Raw genomic sequence first — 13,440 nt, 5'->3', positions numbered from 1 at the left:
CACGCGATCCAGCCAATCAAGGAGTTCCGCATGGTGCGTCCGATGTTTCCGGGCCATGGTGCAACGCAGAAGCGGCCGCGCACGCGCCGCTTCGTGCCGCTGCTCGTCGCGTCGCTGTCGTTTGCCGCCGCCGGCCTCGGCACGGCCGGCAGCGCGCGCGCGGCAATGAATTTCTGCGCAGCGCCCGCGTTGCAGGCAAGCGAGACAACGCAGGCCGAGCCGGGCGTGCAGGCGCTGATCCGCAGCGTCGACGCGCGCATCGGCGAGCAGCCGAAGGCAATGGCGCGCGTGCACACCGAAGGCACGCTGCCGCACGAAGGCATCTACGACCAGAGCGCCGACGCGCTGAAGGACATGGAGCTGATGCGCGACGCCGCGCTCGCGTGGCGCGTGACCAATGCGCCGCGCTACCTGCAGCTCGTCGACCGGTTCCTGTCCGCGTGGGTCTCGACCTACCAGCCGAGCTTCAACCCGATCGACGAGACGCGCTTCGACAGCCTGATCGTCGCATACGACATGACGGCGAGCGCGCTGCCGGTCAAGACGCGCAACGCGACGGCGGCGTTCATCGCGAAGCTCGGCGCCGGCTATGTCGCGCAGATCGACGCGCAGAAGCGCCCGCTCGCCGGCACCTGGCGCAACAACTGGCAAAGCCACCGGATCAAGCTGATCGCGCTGTCCGCGTTCACGCTCGGCGATCGCAAGATGATGAACGCCGCGCAGCGGCTGTTCGTCGAGCATCTCGCCGACAACATCGGCCCGGACGGCAAGACCTGGGATTTCGACGAACGCGACGCGCTGCACTACGCGGTGTACGACCTGCAGCCGCTGGTGACGGCCGCGCTCGCCGCGCGCCGCTTCAACCGCAACTGGCTGCGCGAGCGTGGCGCGAACGGCGCGACGCTCGCGGCCGCGCTCGACTGGCTCGTGCCGTATGCGCTCGGCGAGAAGACGCACGAGGAATTCGTGAATTCGCCGGTGCCGTTCGACGCGAAGCGCCGCGAAGCCGGCTTGCCGGGCTACACGGGGCAGTGGGACCCGAAAAACGCCACCGAACTCTTTCATCTGGCCGCGCGGCTCGACGGGCGCTATGCCCGTGTCGCGCGGCAGCTATCCCCCATGCCGCCCGCATGGCTCGCCGCGTGCCTGCCATTGCAGGCGCGCTAGCATTATTCTTATAGCAAGGCAGGAATCAAAATGGCAGTCAGCGTGTTTGACCTCTTCAAGATCGGCATCGGCCCGTCCAGTTCGCATACGGTCGGACCGATGCGTGCGGCGCTGATGTTCGTCCAGGGCCTCGAGCGCGACGGGCTGCTCGACGCGACGGCCCACGTGAAGGTCGAGCTGTACGGCTCGCTCGGCGCGACCGGCAAGGGCCACGGCACCGACCGCGGCGTGATGCTCGGCCTGCTCGGCGACGCGCCCGACACCGTCGACCCCGAAACGATCGACGCGCGGCTCGAGGACGTCCGCAAGTCGAAGCAACTCGCGCTGCTCGGCACGCATCCGGTGCCGTTCGTGCTGAAGGAAAACATCGCGTTCTACCGGCAAGCGCTGCCCGAGCACCCGAACGGGATGAAGCTGCGCGCGTCCGATGCGAACGGCGCGGTGCTGGTCGAGCGCACTTACCTGTCGGTCGGCGGCGGCTTCGTCGTGACGGCCGGCGCGCCGAACACGAAGGTGCTGAGCGCGGCCGAGCAGATGACGCACCCGTTCCGCACCGGCGCCGAGCTGCTCGCGCTGACCGAAGCGACCGGCAAGTCGATCGCGCAACTGATGTGGGAAAACGAGCGCGCGTGGCACACCGAGGAACAGACGCGCGACGGGCTGCTGAAGATCTGGGCCGTGATGCAGTCGTGCGTGTCCCGCGGCTGCGGGATCGGCAACCCGGAGGCCGACGGCAACCTGCCCGGCCCGTTCCAGGTCAAGCGCCGCGCGCCGCAGCTGTATCGCGCGCTGACCGGCAACCCGGAGCGCGCGCTGCAGGATCCGCTGTCGATGGTCGACTGGATCAACCTGTACGCGATCGCAGTCAACGAGGAAAACGCGGCCGGCGGCCGCGTCGTCACCGCTCCGACCAACGGCGCAGCCGGCATCATTCCGGCCGTGCTGCACTACTACACGCGCTTCACGCCGGGCGCAAACGAGCAGGGCGTGATCGACTTCCTGCTGACGGCCGCCGCGATCGGCATTCTCTACAAGCTCAACGCGTCGATCTCGGGCGCGGAAGTGGGCTGCCAGGGCGAAGTGGGGGTCGCATGCTCGATGGCGGCCGGCGCGCTCGCGGCCGTGCTCGGCGGCACGCCGCGCCAGGTCGAGAACGCAGCCGAGATCGGCATGGAGCACAACCTCGGCCTCACCTGCGACCCGGTCGGCGGGATGGTGCAGATCCCGTGCATCGAACGCAACGCGATGGCGTCGGTGAAGGCCGTCAACGCCGCGCGCATGGCGCTGCGCGGCGACGGCTCGCACTATGTGTCGCTCGACTCGGTGATCAAGACGATGCGCGAGACGGGCGCCGACATGAAGACGAAGTACAAGGAAACGTCGCGCGGCGGGCTGGCCGTGAATATCGTCGAGTGCTGAGTGTCCGCGTGCCTGTCGCTTGACGCCAAGCTTCGCCCAAGTGAACGTCCCTCGGCGCCCCTGGCGTTTTCCCGGGCGCGCCGTACATCACGGCCACTGCCGTCGCGCATGCAGCACGCGGAGAATCTCCACGATGCCGTCGGCCGGCCGGAGGCGATACACGAGCACGTAGTTCGGCGCGATCACCAGCTCGCGCGTGCCGGCCACCCGCCCTTGCCGATACAGCTCGGCGTGGGCTGGTAACATCGCGGCCCGTTCTTCCAACAGTTCGTCGAGTTCGAGCGCGGCCAGCGGGTCGTCCTCGCCGAGGTAGTCCATGATCGCGGCGCGATCCTCGCACGCCTTCGGATTCCAGTGCAGCGCGAGCGTCAAGAAGCATCCCCGCGCCTGCCCGCGAGCCGTTCACGCAGCGCCGCACGGCGCGACGCGAAGTCGGCGCTGACTTCGGCGTCGGGAATCGACGCACGCGGATCGTCCAGTGCCTGCTGCACCTGCTCGCGAAACCAGCGATCGTGGGCCGCTGCCTCGTGTGCCGCCTTCAACGCAGCCGCGCGATCGGGCCGGGTTGCCCGGCCGGCCGCATCCGGGTCGTACGTCGACGCATCCACATCGAACCGGCTGATGCCGATGTCGCGCAGAAAACCGACCAGCGTCTCAAAACGACGAAACACCCGCACGTCGCCGCGCTTGGCCGACAGGAAGCGTTCGTGCACGCCGCAACGGGCCGACAGCGCCCAGCCGTTGCCGCAACCGACCACACGGGCCCCGCGTACGGCGCCGGCTTCGACCAGTTCCACCAACGTCTTTTGATCGATCGTTTCGGTTGCCATGGTGATCCTCGATTCCGTTATCCATCAGTCACGTGCCGAAATTTTACTATTAAATGGAATCCCATTTTATTGTTACTTGGGCGCCCCTCTTTTCAAGTCGGGGCAAGCGTCCGGCTCGACGTCCGTAGCGCCCACTTTTTCACCACCGCGCGAGCATGCACAAGCTGGCCGCTCGGCCAGCCGAAACCAGCACGTGCAACACACACGGCCCGGTCGCCCGCCGTTCCGACACTTTTCACCGGCCGGCGTACCGGCGCCCTGCCAACGGGCGTAAGCTGTACGTCCCGCTACCCAGGGAGACGGCAGCCCATGTCGCATTCCAAGGAACTCGAGCCGCGCGCCACCACCGGTGCGCGACTGCTCGTCGATGCGTTGCTCGCCAATCACGTCGAACGCGTGTTCTGCGTGCCGGGCGAGAGCTTCCTCGCCGTACTCGATGCGCTGGCGGACGACACCGCGCGCATCCAGACGGTCGTCTGCCGCCACGAGGCGGCGGCCGCGAACATGGCGGAGGCGGTCGGCAAGCTGACCGGCCGCCCCGGCATCGCGTTCGTCACGCGCGGGCCCGGCGCGACCCATGCGTCGATCGGCGTTCACACCGCGTTCCAGGATTCGACGCCGATGATCCTGTTCGTCGGCCAGTGCGCGCGCGAGCACCTCGACCGTGAAGCCTTCCAGGAAATCGACTACCGCCGGATGTTCGGCCAGATGGCGAAATGGGTCGCGCAGATCGACGACCCGCGCCGCATTCCCGAATACCTGAGCCACGCGTTCCACGTCGCGACGTCCGGCCGGCCCGGCCCGGTCGTGCTCGCGCTGCCGGAGGACGTGCTGTCCGAGGCCTGCGCGGCGCAGCCCGTCGTACCCGCCGCGAAACGCGTCGCGGCATCGCCGTCGGCCGCGCAGATCGACGAGCTGCGCGAGCGGCTCGCACGCGCCGAGCGGCCGTTCGCGATCGTCGGCGGCAGCGGCTGGACGCCCGACGCATGCGCGAACTTGCGCACCTTCGTCGAACGCTGGCAACTGCCGGTCGCCTGCGCGTTCCGCTTCCAGGACACCTTCGACAACGCGCACCCGAACTATGCGGGCGACGTCGGCCTCGGGATCAATCCCGCGCTCGGCAAGCGCATCCGCGACGCCGACCTGCTGCTGGTGCTCGGCCCGCGGCTCGGCGAGGCGACGACGGGCGGCTACACGCTGCTCGACATCCCGAAAACACGCCAGACGCTGATCCACGTGCACCAGGGTGCGGACGAACTCGGCCGCGTGTATGCGGCCGACCTGCCGATCGTGTCGGGGATGCCCGAGTTCCTGGCGCCGCTCGCCGCGCTCGAACCGCCGGCGCACCCCGCGTGGGCCGGCACGGCCGCCGACGCGCACCGCGCGTACCGCGAATGGCATGCGCCGCTGCCGATGCCCGGCGACGTCCAGCTCGGCGACGTGATGGTACAGCTGCGCGAGCGCCTGCCGCACGACGCGATCCTGACCAACGGCGCCGGCAACTACGCGATCTGGCTGCATCGCCACTTCGCATACCGGCACTTCCGCTCGCAGCTCGCGCCGACCAGCGGCGCGATGGGTTACGGGCTGCCGGCCGCGCTTGCCGCCAAGTCGCTGTATCCGTCGCGGGCCGTCGTCGCGCTCGCCGGCGACGGCTGCTTCATGATGGCCGGCAACGAGCTCGCGACCGCGATGCAATACGGGCTGAACATCGTCGTGATCGTCGTCAACAACGGTCATTTCGGCACGATCCGCATGCATCAGGAGCGCAACTATCCGGGACGCGTGCACGGCACGGGGCTCACGAACCCCGATTTCGCCGCGTATGCGCGCGCGTTTGGCGCGCACGGCGAGACGGTCGAGCGCACCGCCGATTTCGCGCCCGCGCTCGAGCGCGCACTGACTTGCGGGCTGCCGGCGCTGATCGAGATCCGCATCCCGCAGGATGCCAGCACACCGGCGGCGACGCTCGAGCAGATCCGCGAGCAGGGCCGCCGCGCACGCGGCATATGAAGGTGCGGACGCACGCCGTGCCGGCCGGCCTCGCGCTGTCGCACGATGACGCGCTCGTCCACCCCGGCACGCTGCTCGCGCCCGACGGCACGCTCGTCGCGCCGTACGACATCGAGCACGGCAGCGATCGCGCGGAAGGCCACGTGCCAGCCGCACCGGCGCTGGGTTTGCTGCACGCCGCGCACCGACCGTTCCGGCTCGACTACGACCGCGCGACGGACGTGCACGTGATCAACGGGATGGGCGTCACGCTCGGCGATTCGGTGATCGGGCTGACCGCGCTCGACGCATTGCGCGGCGCGCATCCCGGCCTGCGCTTCACGCTGTACCGGCCGGCCCGCGCGCCGCGCTACGTCGACGCGCTGTATGCGCTCGCGGCCGACGTCGTCGCGCCGTCACGCGCGCTGCCCTGCACGATCGATGCGCTGCCCGCGCACGTGCCGTGCATCGATCTCGGCAATCACCTGTACTGGCCCGCGTTCGCGTCGCAGCCGATGATCGATTTCTTTCTCGACGCGCTCGGCGCGGACCCGGCCGCAGTGCCGGCCGCCGCGAAGCGCAACCGCTGGCTCGCGCGGCTGCGCCTGCCCGCGCTGCCGGCCGAATGGCAGCGGCCGTACGTGCTGTTCTGCCCGAATGCGAGCACCGCGGTGCGCAGCGTGCCGCCGGCGCTGCGCGCGGCATGCGTGGAGCGACTCGTGCAGCGCTACGGGCTGCCGGTGGTCGGGTTCGGCCCCGTCGCGCATCCCGCGTATGTCGACGTGAGCCGCGACGCGACCGACACCGCATGCTTCATCACATGGATCAAGGGTGCGAGCGTGCTGTTCGCGCCCGACACGGCCGCGCTGCATCTCGCCGACGGCTTCGACGTGCCGACCCTCGGCTGCTTCACGACGATCAGGCCGACGCTGCGCGTGCGTGACTATCCGCACTGCGTGCCGGTCGCGCTCGACCTGCCGGACGCATTGCACGGCATGCATCGCAGCGAACGGCCGGACGATCTCGCGGCAGTCGAAGCCGCCTATCGGACGATTGACTGGGATGCGCTGCCGTGGCCGGCACCGCGCGCAGCCGCGGCTACGGCCGAATCGAAAATCGAAACGAGATAGTCGCCCGAAAGACCGAACACGCAGCGGTATCCACGTGCCGCCGCCCGGCTCATCCCGCCGCCACCATCACCGCGCGATCGCGCAGCGTCTCCGACGGCCGCTTGCCGAACAGCCGCCGGTAGTCGGTCGCGAACTGGCTCAGGTGCCAGAAGCCCCACGCCTCCGCGACGTCCTGCACCGAACCCGCGGCCCGCCCGCACAGATCGCGCCGCGCGCCGTTCAGCCGCAGCGTGCGCAGATAGGTCGCGGGTGCCATGCCGAGCACGTCCTGGAAACAGTACTGCAGCGTGCGCCGGCTCACGAGCAGCTGCTCGCACAGCTCCGGCACGCCGACCGGGCGCGTGCGGTGCGCGAGCACGTAGTCGCGCGCCTGCTCGACGATCCAGCGCCGCGTCGACGGCGCGCCGCCGGCACCGTCGTCCGCCGGTTGCGCGCATGCGTCGAACAGTGCGGCCAGCACCTCGGCCTGCAGGTCGTCGCGCTGCGCATCGGGCAGCGGGCCGCCGACGGCCGCCGCGCCGTCGAGCCGGCGGCCGAGCAGCGCGCACAGGCGCGCGAGCCGCGTATCGCCGGCCTGGATCACGCGCTGTGTGAACAGCCGCTCGTCGAGCGCGCGGCGTTCGACTTCTTCCGCATAGCGGCGCAGCACGTCGCCGCGCACGACGACGCCATAGATCGAGAACTGCGCAGGCGTCAGCAATTCGAATTCGACGTTGCCGGGCCGGAACGCCAGCGCGCCGGGCCCGATGCGGCACGCATCGACGCGCGCGGTGCCGTCGCCCGCGAGCGGGATGCCGAACCAGTACGCATCGCCGCGCACCTCGCACGCCTGGCGCAGCAGGTGGCTGGTCGATTCGCGAAACAGCTTCATCGTGTCGAGCGGCAGCTCGGTCAGCGTGCCGACGAAGCGGCCCGCCGCGAGCTGGTCGTAAGTCTGCCGCCAGCCGATCAGGTTGCGCGCCTGCTCGTCGGCGTCGTGTGCGACGCTGACCACGGCCTGGCCGGCCAGCGCGTCGTCGCCCTGCGCGCTGCACCGCGTGTCCTCGGCCGTCGGCTCGTCAATGCACTCCATGCGTCGCTCCATCGTGTTCTCCTCACCTGCCCGGCACCGCGTCCATCATGCAAGTCCCGTGCCGAACCGGGCGGTTCGGCGACAAGCCCGTCATTCCACGCTGCCCGGGCCGCGCGCGCCATGCGGGCGCACCCGAAGGCGGCGTGTCGCGCACCGTGCGGGTGCGGCAGGCGCGCCGCCGCCGGCTAGCGGCCAGGACCGGCTATGTACCCGGTCGGAGCCGCACGACCCGCGTGCCGCAATTTCCGTACGCCTGCACGATCGCCAACTCGACGATCGGGCTGCCGGCCGCCCAGGGCGTTGCGTCCGCGCCCGGCAGATCGGCGCGCACCGTCGCGCGGCCGTTGATCCGGTAGCGGATGCCGCGCACGAAATCGACGAACAGCAGCCCGACGCCGCTGCCGTCGCATGCGCGCGCATCGATCCGGCCAGCGGCGCCGTGCGTCGGCAACGCGAAGCGCAGCGTTTTCGTGTCGATCACGCGCACGACCGGCAGCAGATCGCCGTTCGCGTCGCGCAGGCTCTGCACGATGTCGCAGGTCACGCGTGCCGGTGCGCCGCTCGTCGTGCCGACGAACATGAACGGCTGCGATTCGATGAACTGCCGCACGCCGATGCTCACCCGCGTCGTCACGACGTCGCTCATCCGCTCGGCTTCGTCGGCGACGCCGAAGCGCTGATGCGCGTCGAGTTCGCCCGCGTGGAACACCGGGTGGCGCGGCAAGGATCGGGGCGGTTCTGCCATGCTGGTTTCTGTCGGACCCATCGGTGCACACCCTGCGGCCGCGAACCCGCGACTGCCGGTATCGTTTCCGGCGCAGGCCGCAGCAACGCACGGCCGACGCCGCGTATCGAATGTCGAAACGCAAAAACGGCGAAGTGCCGGATCGACGATCGTCAGCGCATTGCCGCGGTGCGGGCACCGCGCGACGGCCGGACCCGCATCGCCCGGCCGTCGAACGTTCCCCGGCAATCCGGCGTCAAACGCGTCGCCGTCCGGAGCCGGCAACCGCACCGGTCGGCGTTGCGCTGCCGACCGGCCGGCTCCGGCCCTTCGCCCCTGCTCCGGTGCTCAGAAGAACCCGAGCGCCTCGGCCTGGTAGCTGACCAGCAGGCACTTCGTCTGCTGATAGTTCGACAGCGCCATCTTGTGCGTCTCGCGACCGATCCCCGACTGCTTGTAGCCGCCGAACGCCGCATGCGCGGGATACAGGTGATAGCAGTTGGTCCACACGCGGCCGGCCTCGACCTCGCGGCCCATCCGGTACGCACGCGTGCCGTTGCGCGTCCACACGCCCGCGCCGAGCCCGTAGAACGTGTCGTTCGCGAGTTCGATCGCTTCCTGCTCGTCCTTGAACGTCATCACCGACGCGACCGGCCCGAAGATCTCTTCCTGGAACACGCGCATCTTGTTGTTGCCGAGCAGCATCGTCGGCTTCACGTAGTAGCCCGTGCCGAGCTCGGCGGCCGGCGCCGTACGCTCGCCGCCCGTCAGGCATTGCGCGCCTTCGTCGCGGCCGATGTCGATGTACGACAGGATCTTGTCGAGCTGCTGCTGCGACGCCTGCGCGCCGATCATCGTCTGCAGGTCGAGCGGGTGGCCGCCCTTGATGCGCTCGACGCGCGCGACGGCCTTCTCGATGAAGCGCTCGTAGATCGATTCCTGGATCAGGATCCGCGACGGGCACGTGCACACTTCGCCCTGGTTCAGCGCGAACATCGCGAGCCCTTCCAGCGCCTTGTCGAGGAACGCGTCGTCCTGGTCGAGCACGTCGGCGAAGAAGATGTTCGGGCTCTTGCCGCCCAGTTCGACCGTCGACGGGATCAGGCTGTCGGCCGCCGCATGCAGGATGTGCTTGCCGACCGGCGTCGAGCCGGTGAACGCGATCTTCGCGATCCGCTTGCTGGTCGCGAGCGCCTCGCCCGCTTCCTTGCCGAAGCCGCTCACGATGTTGATCGTGCCGGCCGGGAACAGGTCGCCGATCAGCTCCATCAGCACCATCACCGATGCGGGCGTCTGCTCCGCCGGCTTCATCACGACGCAGCAGCCGGCCGCGAGCGCCGGCGCGAGCTTCCACGCGGCCATCAGCAGCGGGAAGTTCCACGGGATGATCTGGCCGACCACGCCGAGCGGCTCGTGGAAGTGATACGCGACGGTGTTGTCGTCGATTTCGGAAATGCCGCCTTCCTGCGCGCGGATGCAGCCCGCGAAATAGCGGAAGTGGTCGATCGCGAGCGGCAAGTCGGCCGCCATCGTCTCGCGCAGCGGCTTGCCGTTGTCGATCGTCTCGGCCACCGCGAGCAGCTTCAGGTTCTTTTCCATCCGGTCGGCAGCGGCGAGCAGCAGGTTCGCGCGCTCGGCCACCGACGTCTTGCCCCACTTGCGGCGCACGGCATGCGCGGCGTCGAGCGCGAGCTCGATGTCGTCGGCACCCGAGCGCGGCACGCGGCAGAACGGCTTGCCGTTGATCGGCGACACGTTCTCGAAGTACTCACCCTTCACCGGCGGAACCCACTTGCCGCCGATGTAGTTGTCGTACTGCTGACGATACGGATATTCGACGTCGAGGCCCAGTTGCTTCAGGTCAAACGGGTTCATACATGTCTCCTGTTCATCGTGCTTGTGTGAATGCAGCGCCGGTTGGATCGCGCTGCACCGTTTACGCAACATGCGTGCCAAACGGAGCGGAAACGGAACAGGAGCGGCGTGTGCGGCCGCGCGCCGTGCGGGGCATCCGCGCGCGGCGAACGGGTGTACCGATTCTGAACACCGCGATGACACAGCGGCGCGGCGGGGTGTTCGGATTTTCCACAGCGCCTGTGCGCAGCCGCATCTGCGCATCACGTGCTCGTGCCTGGCATGTCGCTTGCGTGCGGATCGCAAATCCGCCCGCACCGACCACGCGCCGACCGAAACCATGAGCGATCCGGCCCCCCTGACCGACGACGCCGTCGCGTTCATCCGCGAACAGGCCTTCCTGATCGTCGCGACCGCGAACGCGGCCGGCGACAGCGACTGCTCGTATCGCGGCCGGCAGCCGCGCGCAGACGGTTCGTTCGAACTGCTCGTCGACCTGCCCGATCGCCGCACGCTGGTGTTGCCCGACTTCGCAGGCAACAACCTGTTCAACACGATCGGCAACCTGCTCGTGAATCCGGCAATCGCGCTGCTGTTCGTCGATTTCGTCCGGCAGACGACGTGGCTCGTGCAGGGACGCGCGACGATCGACGAGGATGCGGGAAGCCGCGCGCACCTGTGGCCCGATGCGCGGCGCTATGTGGTCGTTGAAGTGGCAAGTGCGCACGCGCGGGCCGATGCGGCGCTGCCGCCGCTCGTGCTGGCGTGATGGGTGCGGCGCCCGGTCGCCGCCGATGCGGAGCGTTCACGTATGCGGGTTGACGCGACGCGGGTGGCCGGTCGTCGCGGCAGGAAGGTGACGATCGCGAAATGCACGGCCGTCGTTGCCGGATCGCGCCGGACCAGTTCTCGATCGTGTCGCCGTCGAGCCGGCAGCTGTCGCCGAAGCTGCGCGTGTTCGTCGACCTCCGGTGCGAGCGGCTGTTCAAGTCACCGCGCGGCGTGCACCGCCGCGTCACGCCATCACTCGGCGCCGATCCGCTCCGCTTCCTGCTGCGGCAGCAGCGCATCGCTGTCGTCCTTCAGCCCGACACCCGTGAGCCCGAGCCGGCGCGCATGTGTGATCAGGTAATGCAGCTTGTGTGCGGCGGCGGCATGCGGCAGCCCTTCGGGCCGCACGTTCGAGATGCAATTGCGCAGCGCGTCGTGGCAGCCGACCTTCGGCGCCCAGGTGAGGTACACGCCGAGGCTGTCCGGCGAACTGAGCCCCGGCCGTTCGCCGATCAGCATCGCGACGACCTGCGCGCGCAGCAACTCGCCGATCTCGTCGCCGAGTGCGACGCGCGCCTGCGTCGCGACCACCACCGGCCCGAGCCGCCAGCCGTCCGCGTCGAGCCGCGGCCGCACGGCCTGCAGCAGCGGCAACGCCTGCTTCGCGGCCGCGAACGCCGACAGCCCGTCGCCGACCACGAACACGATGTCCGGCGCATCGTCGAGCGCGGCGCCATAGCCGGCCAGGAGCGCGCGTCCGTCGTCCGACAGCTTGCGGCCGAGGTCGGGCCGGCGCAGGTAATGCTGGCGGTCGGGCGCCGCACTCTGCACGCCGAGCGTCGCGAAGCCGGCTGCGTCGATCTCGCGCCGCAACGCGTCCGCGTCGAGCGGCTGGTGCACGGCGTCACGCGCCTGCGCGTGCGACAGGTTGAACGCGAGCAGCGGCGCGGTCGGCAGGCTGTTGCCCGCGCGGCCGAGCGCGATCCGCGCGTTCGTGAACGACTTCAGCTGCGCCCACGGGTTCTTTTCGACGGCGTCGCTCATGCGGAAATCCCCATCCAGTCGTTCGCGCCCGAGAGCAGCGGCACGCGCGAGCTCGCGGCGCGCAGCGCGCCGTGCGCGTCGGCGATCTCCATCGTCTCCAGCCATTCCTCGAACTCGGGCGCGCGGCGCAGGCCGAGCACCTCGCGCACGTAGAGCTGGTCGTGAAACGACGTGCTCTGGTAGTTCAGCATCACGTCGTCCGCGCCCGGAATCCCCATGATGAAGTTGATGCCGGCCGCACCCAGCAGCGTCAGCAACGTGTCCATGTCGTCCTGGTCGGCTTCCGCGTGGTTCGTGTAGCAGATGTCGCAGCCCATCGGCACGCCGAGCAGCTTCCCACAGAAGTGATCCTCGAGCCCCGCGCGGATGATCTGCTTGCCGTCGTACAGGTATTCGGGCCCGATGAAGCCGACCACCGTGTTCACCAGGAACGGATCGAACTTGCGCGCGACCGCGTACGCGCGCACCTCGCAGGTCTGCTGGTCGACGCCGAAGTGCGCGTTCGCCGACAGCGCGCTGCCCTGCCCCGTCTCGAAATACATCAGGTTGTTGCCGACGGTGCCGCGCTCGAGCGACAGCGCGGCCTCGCGCGCCTCGCCGAGCAGCGCGAGCGAGATCCCGAAGCTCGCGTTCGCCTTCTCGGTGCCCGCGATCGACTGGAACACCAGATCGACCGGCGCGCCCTTCTCGATCGCGGCGATCGTGTTGGTGACGTGGGTGAGCACGCACGACTGGGTCGGCACGCCGTAGCGCTCGCGGAACGTGTCGATCATCGCGAGCAGCTTCACGATCGCCGCGAGGCTGTCGGTCGCCGGGTTGATGCCGATCATCGCGTCGCCGCAGCCGTACATCAGCCCGTCGAGCATCGACGCGGCGATGCCCTTCACGTCGTCGGTCGGGTGGTTCGGCTGCAGCCGAACCGACATCCGGCCGGCCAGCCCGACCGTGTTGCGAAAACGCGTGACGACGCGGCGCTTGCGCGCGGCGGCGATCAGGTCCTGGTTGCGCATCAGCTTCGACACGGCCGCGACCATCTCGGGCGTGAGGCCCGGCGCGATCCGCTCGAGCGCGGCGCCGTCGGCCGCGGGCGACAGCAGCCAATTGCGGAAATCGCCGACGGTGAGGTGCGAGATTTCCGCGAACGCGGCCGCATCGTGATCGTCGATGATCAGGCGCGTGACTTCGTCGTGTTCGTACGGAATCACCGCCTCGCTCAGGAAGGCTTTCAGCGGCACGCCCGCAAGTGCGATCTTCGCGGCGACGCGCTCCTCCTCGCTGGCCGCCGCGACGCCGGCGAGCTGGTCGCCGGAGCGCAGCGGGCTCGCCTTCGCGAGCAATGTCTTCAGGTCCGCGAAACGGTACGTGCGCGGGCCGATCGTCTCCGTGTAGGACATCGTTCGAATCTCCTTGCCAGTCCTTGCCCATCGTTGCCGGACG

At 69.4% G+C, this 13,440-nt stretch carries 12 protein-coding genes and 1 pseudogene; 6 read left to right on the top strand and 7 right to left on the bottom strand.

The genetic code is table 11. The features are described 5' to 3' along the window. Positions 1-30 precede the first annotated feature (30 nt). Both GEM_RS00655 and GEM_RS00650 read left to right on the top strand, forming a co-directional pair. On the top strand, positions 31-1,167 hold the full coding sequence (locus tag GEM_RS00655) for an alginate lyase family protein (protein WP_014895533.1): 1,137 nt from the start codon (positions 31-33) through the stop codon (positions 1,165-1,167). Between the two features lie 30 nt (positions 1,168-1,197). Next, a complete protein-coding gene (locus GEM_RS00650) occupies positions 1,198-2,586 on the top strand; it encodes an L-serine ammonia-lyase (RefSeq protein WP_014895532.1) in 1,389 nt (462 codons plus the stop codon). Positions 2,587-2,673: 87 nt separating this feature from the next. On the opposite strand, the gene GEM_RS00645 is transcribed toward GEM_RS00650, so the two are convergent. Together GEM_RS00645 and GEM_RS00640 are read right to left on the bottom strand one after the other, a co-directional pair. Then, entirely contained in the window at positions 2,674-2,958 is a 285-nt protein-coding gene (locus tag GEM_RS00645) for a type II toxin-antitoxin system RelE/ParE family toxin (protein WP_014895531.1), read from the bottom strand. Further along, positions 2,955-3,416 carry a hypothetical protein gene (locus GEM_RS00640; RefSeq protein ID WP_014895530.1) on the bottom strand — a complete coding sequence of 154 codons (462 nt, stop codon included), beginning with the start codon at positions 3,414-3,416 and terminating at the stop codon, positions 2,955-2,957. The genes GEM_RS00645 and GEM_RS00640 overlap by 4 nt, the downstream gene beginning before the upstream one ends. A 309-nt stretch (positions 3,417-3,725) precedes the next feature. Here GEM_RS00640 and GEM_RS00635 point away from each other — a divergent pair, with 309 nt between their 5' ends. Together GEM_RS00635 and GEM_RS00630 are read left to right on the top strand one after the other, a co-directional pair. After that, positions 3,726-5,429 (top strand): thiamine pyrophosphate-binding protein, encoded by a 1,704-nt coding sequence (locus GEM_RS00635; protein WP_014895529.1) that lies wholly within the window; start codon positions 3,726-3,728, stop codon positions 5,427-5,429. After that, positions 5,426-6,538 (top strand): glycosyltransferase family 9 protein, encoded by a 1,113-nt coding sequence (locus tag GEM_RS00630; RefSeq protein ID WP_014895528.1) that lies wholly within the window; start codon positions 5,426-5,428, stop codon positions 6,536-6,538. The genes GEM_RS00635 and GEM_RS00630 overlap by 4 nt, the downstream gene beginning before the upstream one ends. Positions 6,539-6,587: 49 nt before the next feature. On the opposite strand, the gene GEM_RS00625 is transcribed toward GEM_RS00630, so the two are convergent. The 3 genes from GEM_RS00625 to GEM_RS00615 all read right to left on the bottom strand — a co-directional run bounded on the left by GEM_RS00625 (position 6,588) and on the right by GEM_RS00615 (position 10,209). Beyond that, positions 6,588-7,622, bottom strand: coding sequence for a helix-turn-helix domain-containing protein (locus tag GEM_RS00625; protein WP_014895527.1), 1,035 nt, complete (start codon positions 7,620-7,622; stop codon positions 6,588-6,590). 190 nt (positions 7,623-7,812) lie between these two features. Continuing rightward, the gene (locus tag GEM_RS00620; protein ID WP_041490572.1) at positions 7,813-8,355 is read right to left on the bottom strand and encodes a hypothetical protein; all 543 of its coding nucleotides are present in this window, start codon (positions 8,353-8,355) and stop codon (positions 7,813-7,815) included. Between the two features lie 327 nt (positions 8,356-8,682). After that, a complete protein-coding gene (locus GEM_RS00615; protein ID WP_014895524.1) occupies positions 8,683-10,209 on the bottom strand; it encodes an aldehyde dehydrogenase family protein in 1,527 nt (508 codons plus the stop codon). 319 nt (positions 10,210-10,528) lie between these two features. Between GEM_RS00615 and GEM_RS00610 the strand changes: the two genes are divergently transcribed. Together GEM_RS00610 and GEM_RS29300 are read left to right on the top strand one after the other, a co-directional pair. Continuing rightward, entirely contained in the window at positions 10,529-10,957 is a 429-nt protein-coding gene (locus tag GEM_RS00610) for a pyridoxamine 5'-phosphate oxidase family protein (RefSeq protein WP_014895523.1), read from the top strand. Positions 10,958-11,076: 119 nt separating this feature from the next. Continuing rightward, positions 11,077-11,178: pseudogene (locus GEM_RS29300) on the top strand (LysR family transcriptional regulator); the annotation flags it as partial. Positions 11,179-11,211: 33 nt separating this feature from the next. Here the strand turns inward: GEM_RS29300 and eutC are convergent. After that, entirely contained in the window at positions 11,212-12,003 is a 792-nt protein-coding gene (gene eutC / locus GEM_RS00605; protein ID WP_014895522.1) for an ethanolamine ammonia-lyase subunit EutC, read from the bottom strand. Then, positions 12,000-13,397 carry an ethanolamine ammonia-lyase subunit EutB gene (locus GEM_RS00600; protein ID WP_014895521.1) on the bottom strand — a complete coding sequence of 466 codons (1,398 nt, stop codon included), beginning with the start codon at positions 13,395-13,397 and terminating at the stop codon, positions 12,000-12,002. The genes eutC and GEM_RS00600 overlap by 4 nt, the downstream gene beginning before the upstream one ends. Between the last annotated feature and the right edge of the window lie 43 nt (positions 13,398-13,440).

Origin of the sequence: Burkholderia cepacia GG4, assembly GCF_000292915.1 — a bacterium.
Lineage (GTDB): Bacteria > Pseudomonadota > Gammaproteobacteria > Burkholderiales > Burkholderiaceae > Burkholderia > Burkholderia cepacia_D.
The sequence above is the reverse complement of the archived record's forward strand: the minus strand, read 5'-3'. Positions and strand labels throughout refer to the sequence as shown.

What these genes read in the sequence shown, in the direction of transcription:
- GEM_RS00615 (WP_014895524.1), bottom strand. Translation starts at nt 10,209, where the DNA reads ATGAACCCGTTTGACCTGAAGCAACTGGGCCTCGACGTCGAATATCCG.
- GEM_RS00640 (WP_014895530.1), bottom strand. Translation starts at nt 3,416, where the DNA reads ATGGCAACCGAAACGATCGATCAAAAGACGTTGGTGGAACTGGTCGAA.
- GEM_RS00610 (WP_014895523.1), top strand. Translation starts at nt 10,529, where the DNA reads ATGAGCGATCCGGCCCCCCTGACCGACGACGCCGTCGCGTTCATCCGC.
- GEM_RS00600 (WP_014895521.1), bottom strand. Translation starts at nt 13,397, where the DNA reads ATGTCCTACACGGAGACGATCGGCCCGCGCACGTACCGTTTCGCGGAC.
- GEM_RS00655 (WP_014895533.1), top strand. Translation starts at nt 31, where the DNA reads ATGGTGCGTCCGATGTTTCCGGGCCATGGTGCAACGCAGAAGCGGCCG.
- GEM_RS00620 (WP_041490572.1), bottom strand. Translation starts at nt 8,355, where the DNA reads ATGGCAGAACCGCCCCGATCCTTGCCGCGCCACCCGGTGTTCCACGCG.
- GEM_RS00625 (WP_014895527.1), bottom strand. Translation starts at nt 7,622, where the DNA reads ATGGAGCGACGCATGGAGTGCATTGACGAGCCGACGGCCGAGGACACG.
- GEM_RS00630 (WP_014895528.1), top strand. Translation starts at nt 5,426, where the DNA reads ATGAAGGTGCGGACGCACGCCGTGCCGGCCGGCCTCGCGCTGTCGCAC.
- GEM_RS00650 (WP_014895532.1), top strand. Translation starts at nt 1,198, where the DNA reads ATGGCAGTCAGCGTGTTTGACCTCTTCAAGATCGGCATCGGCCCGTCC.
- GEM_RS00635 (WP_014895529.1), top strand. Translation starts at nt 3,726, where the DNA reads ATGTCGCATTCCAAGGAACTCGAGCCGCGCGCCACCACCGGTGCGCGA.
- eutC (WP_014895522.1), bottom strand. Translation starts at nt 12,003, where the DNA reads ATGAGCGACGCCGTCGAAAAGAACCCGTGGGCGCAGCTGAAGTCGTTC.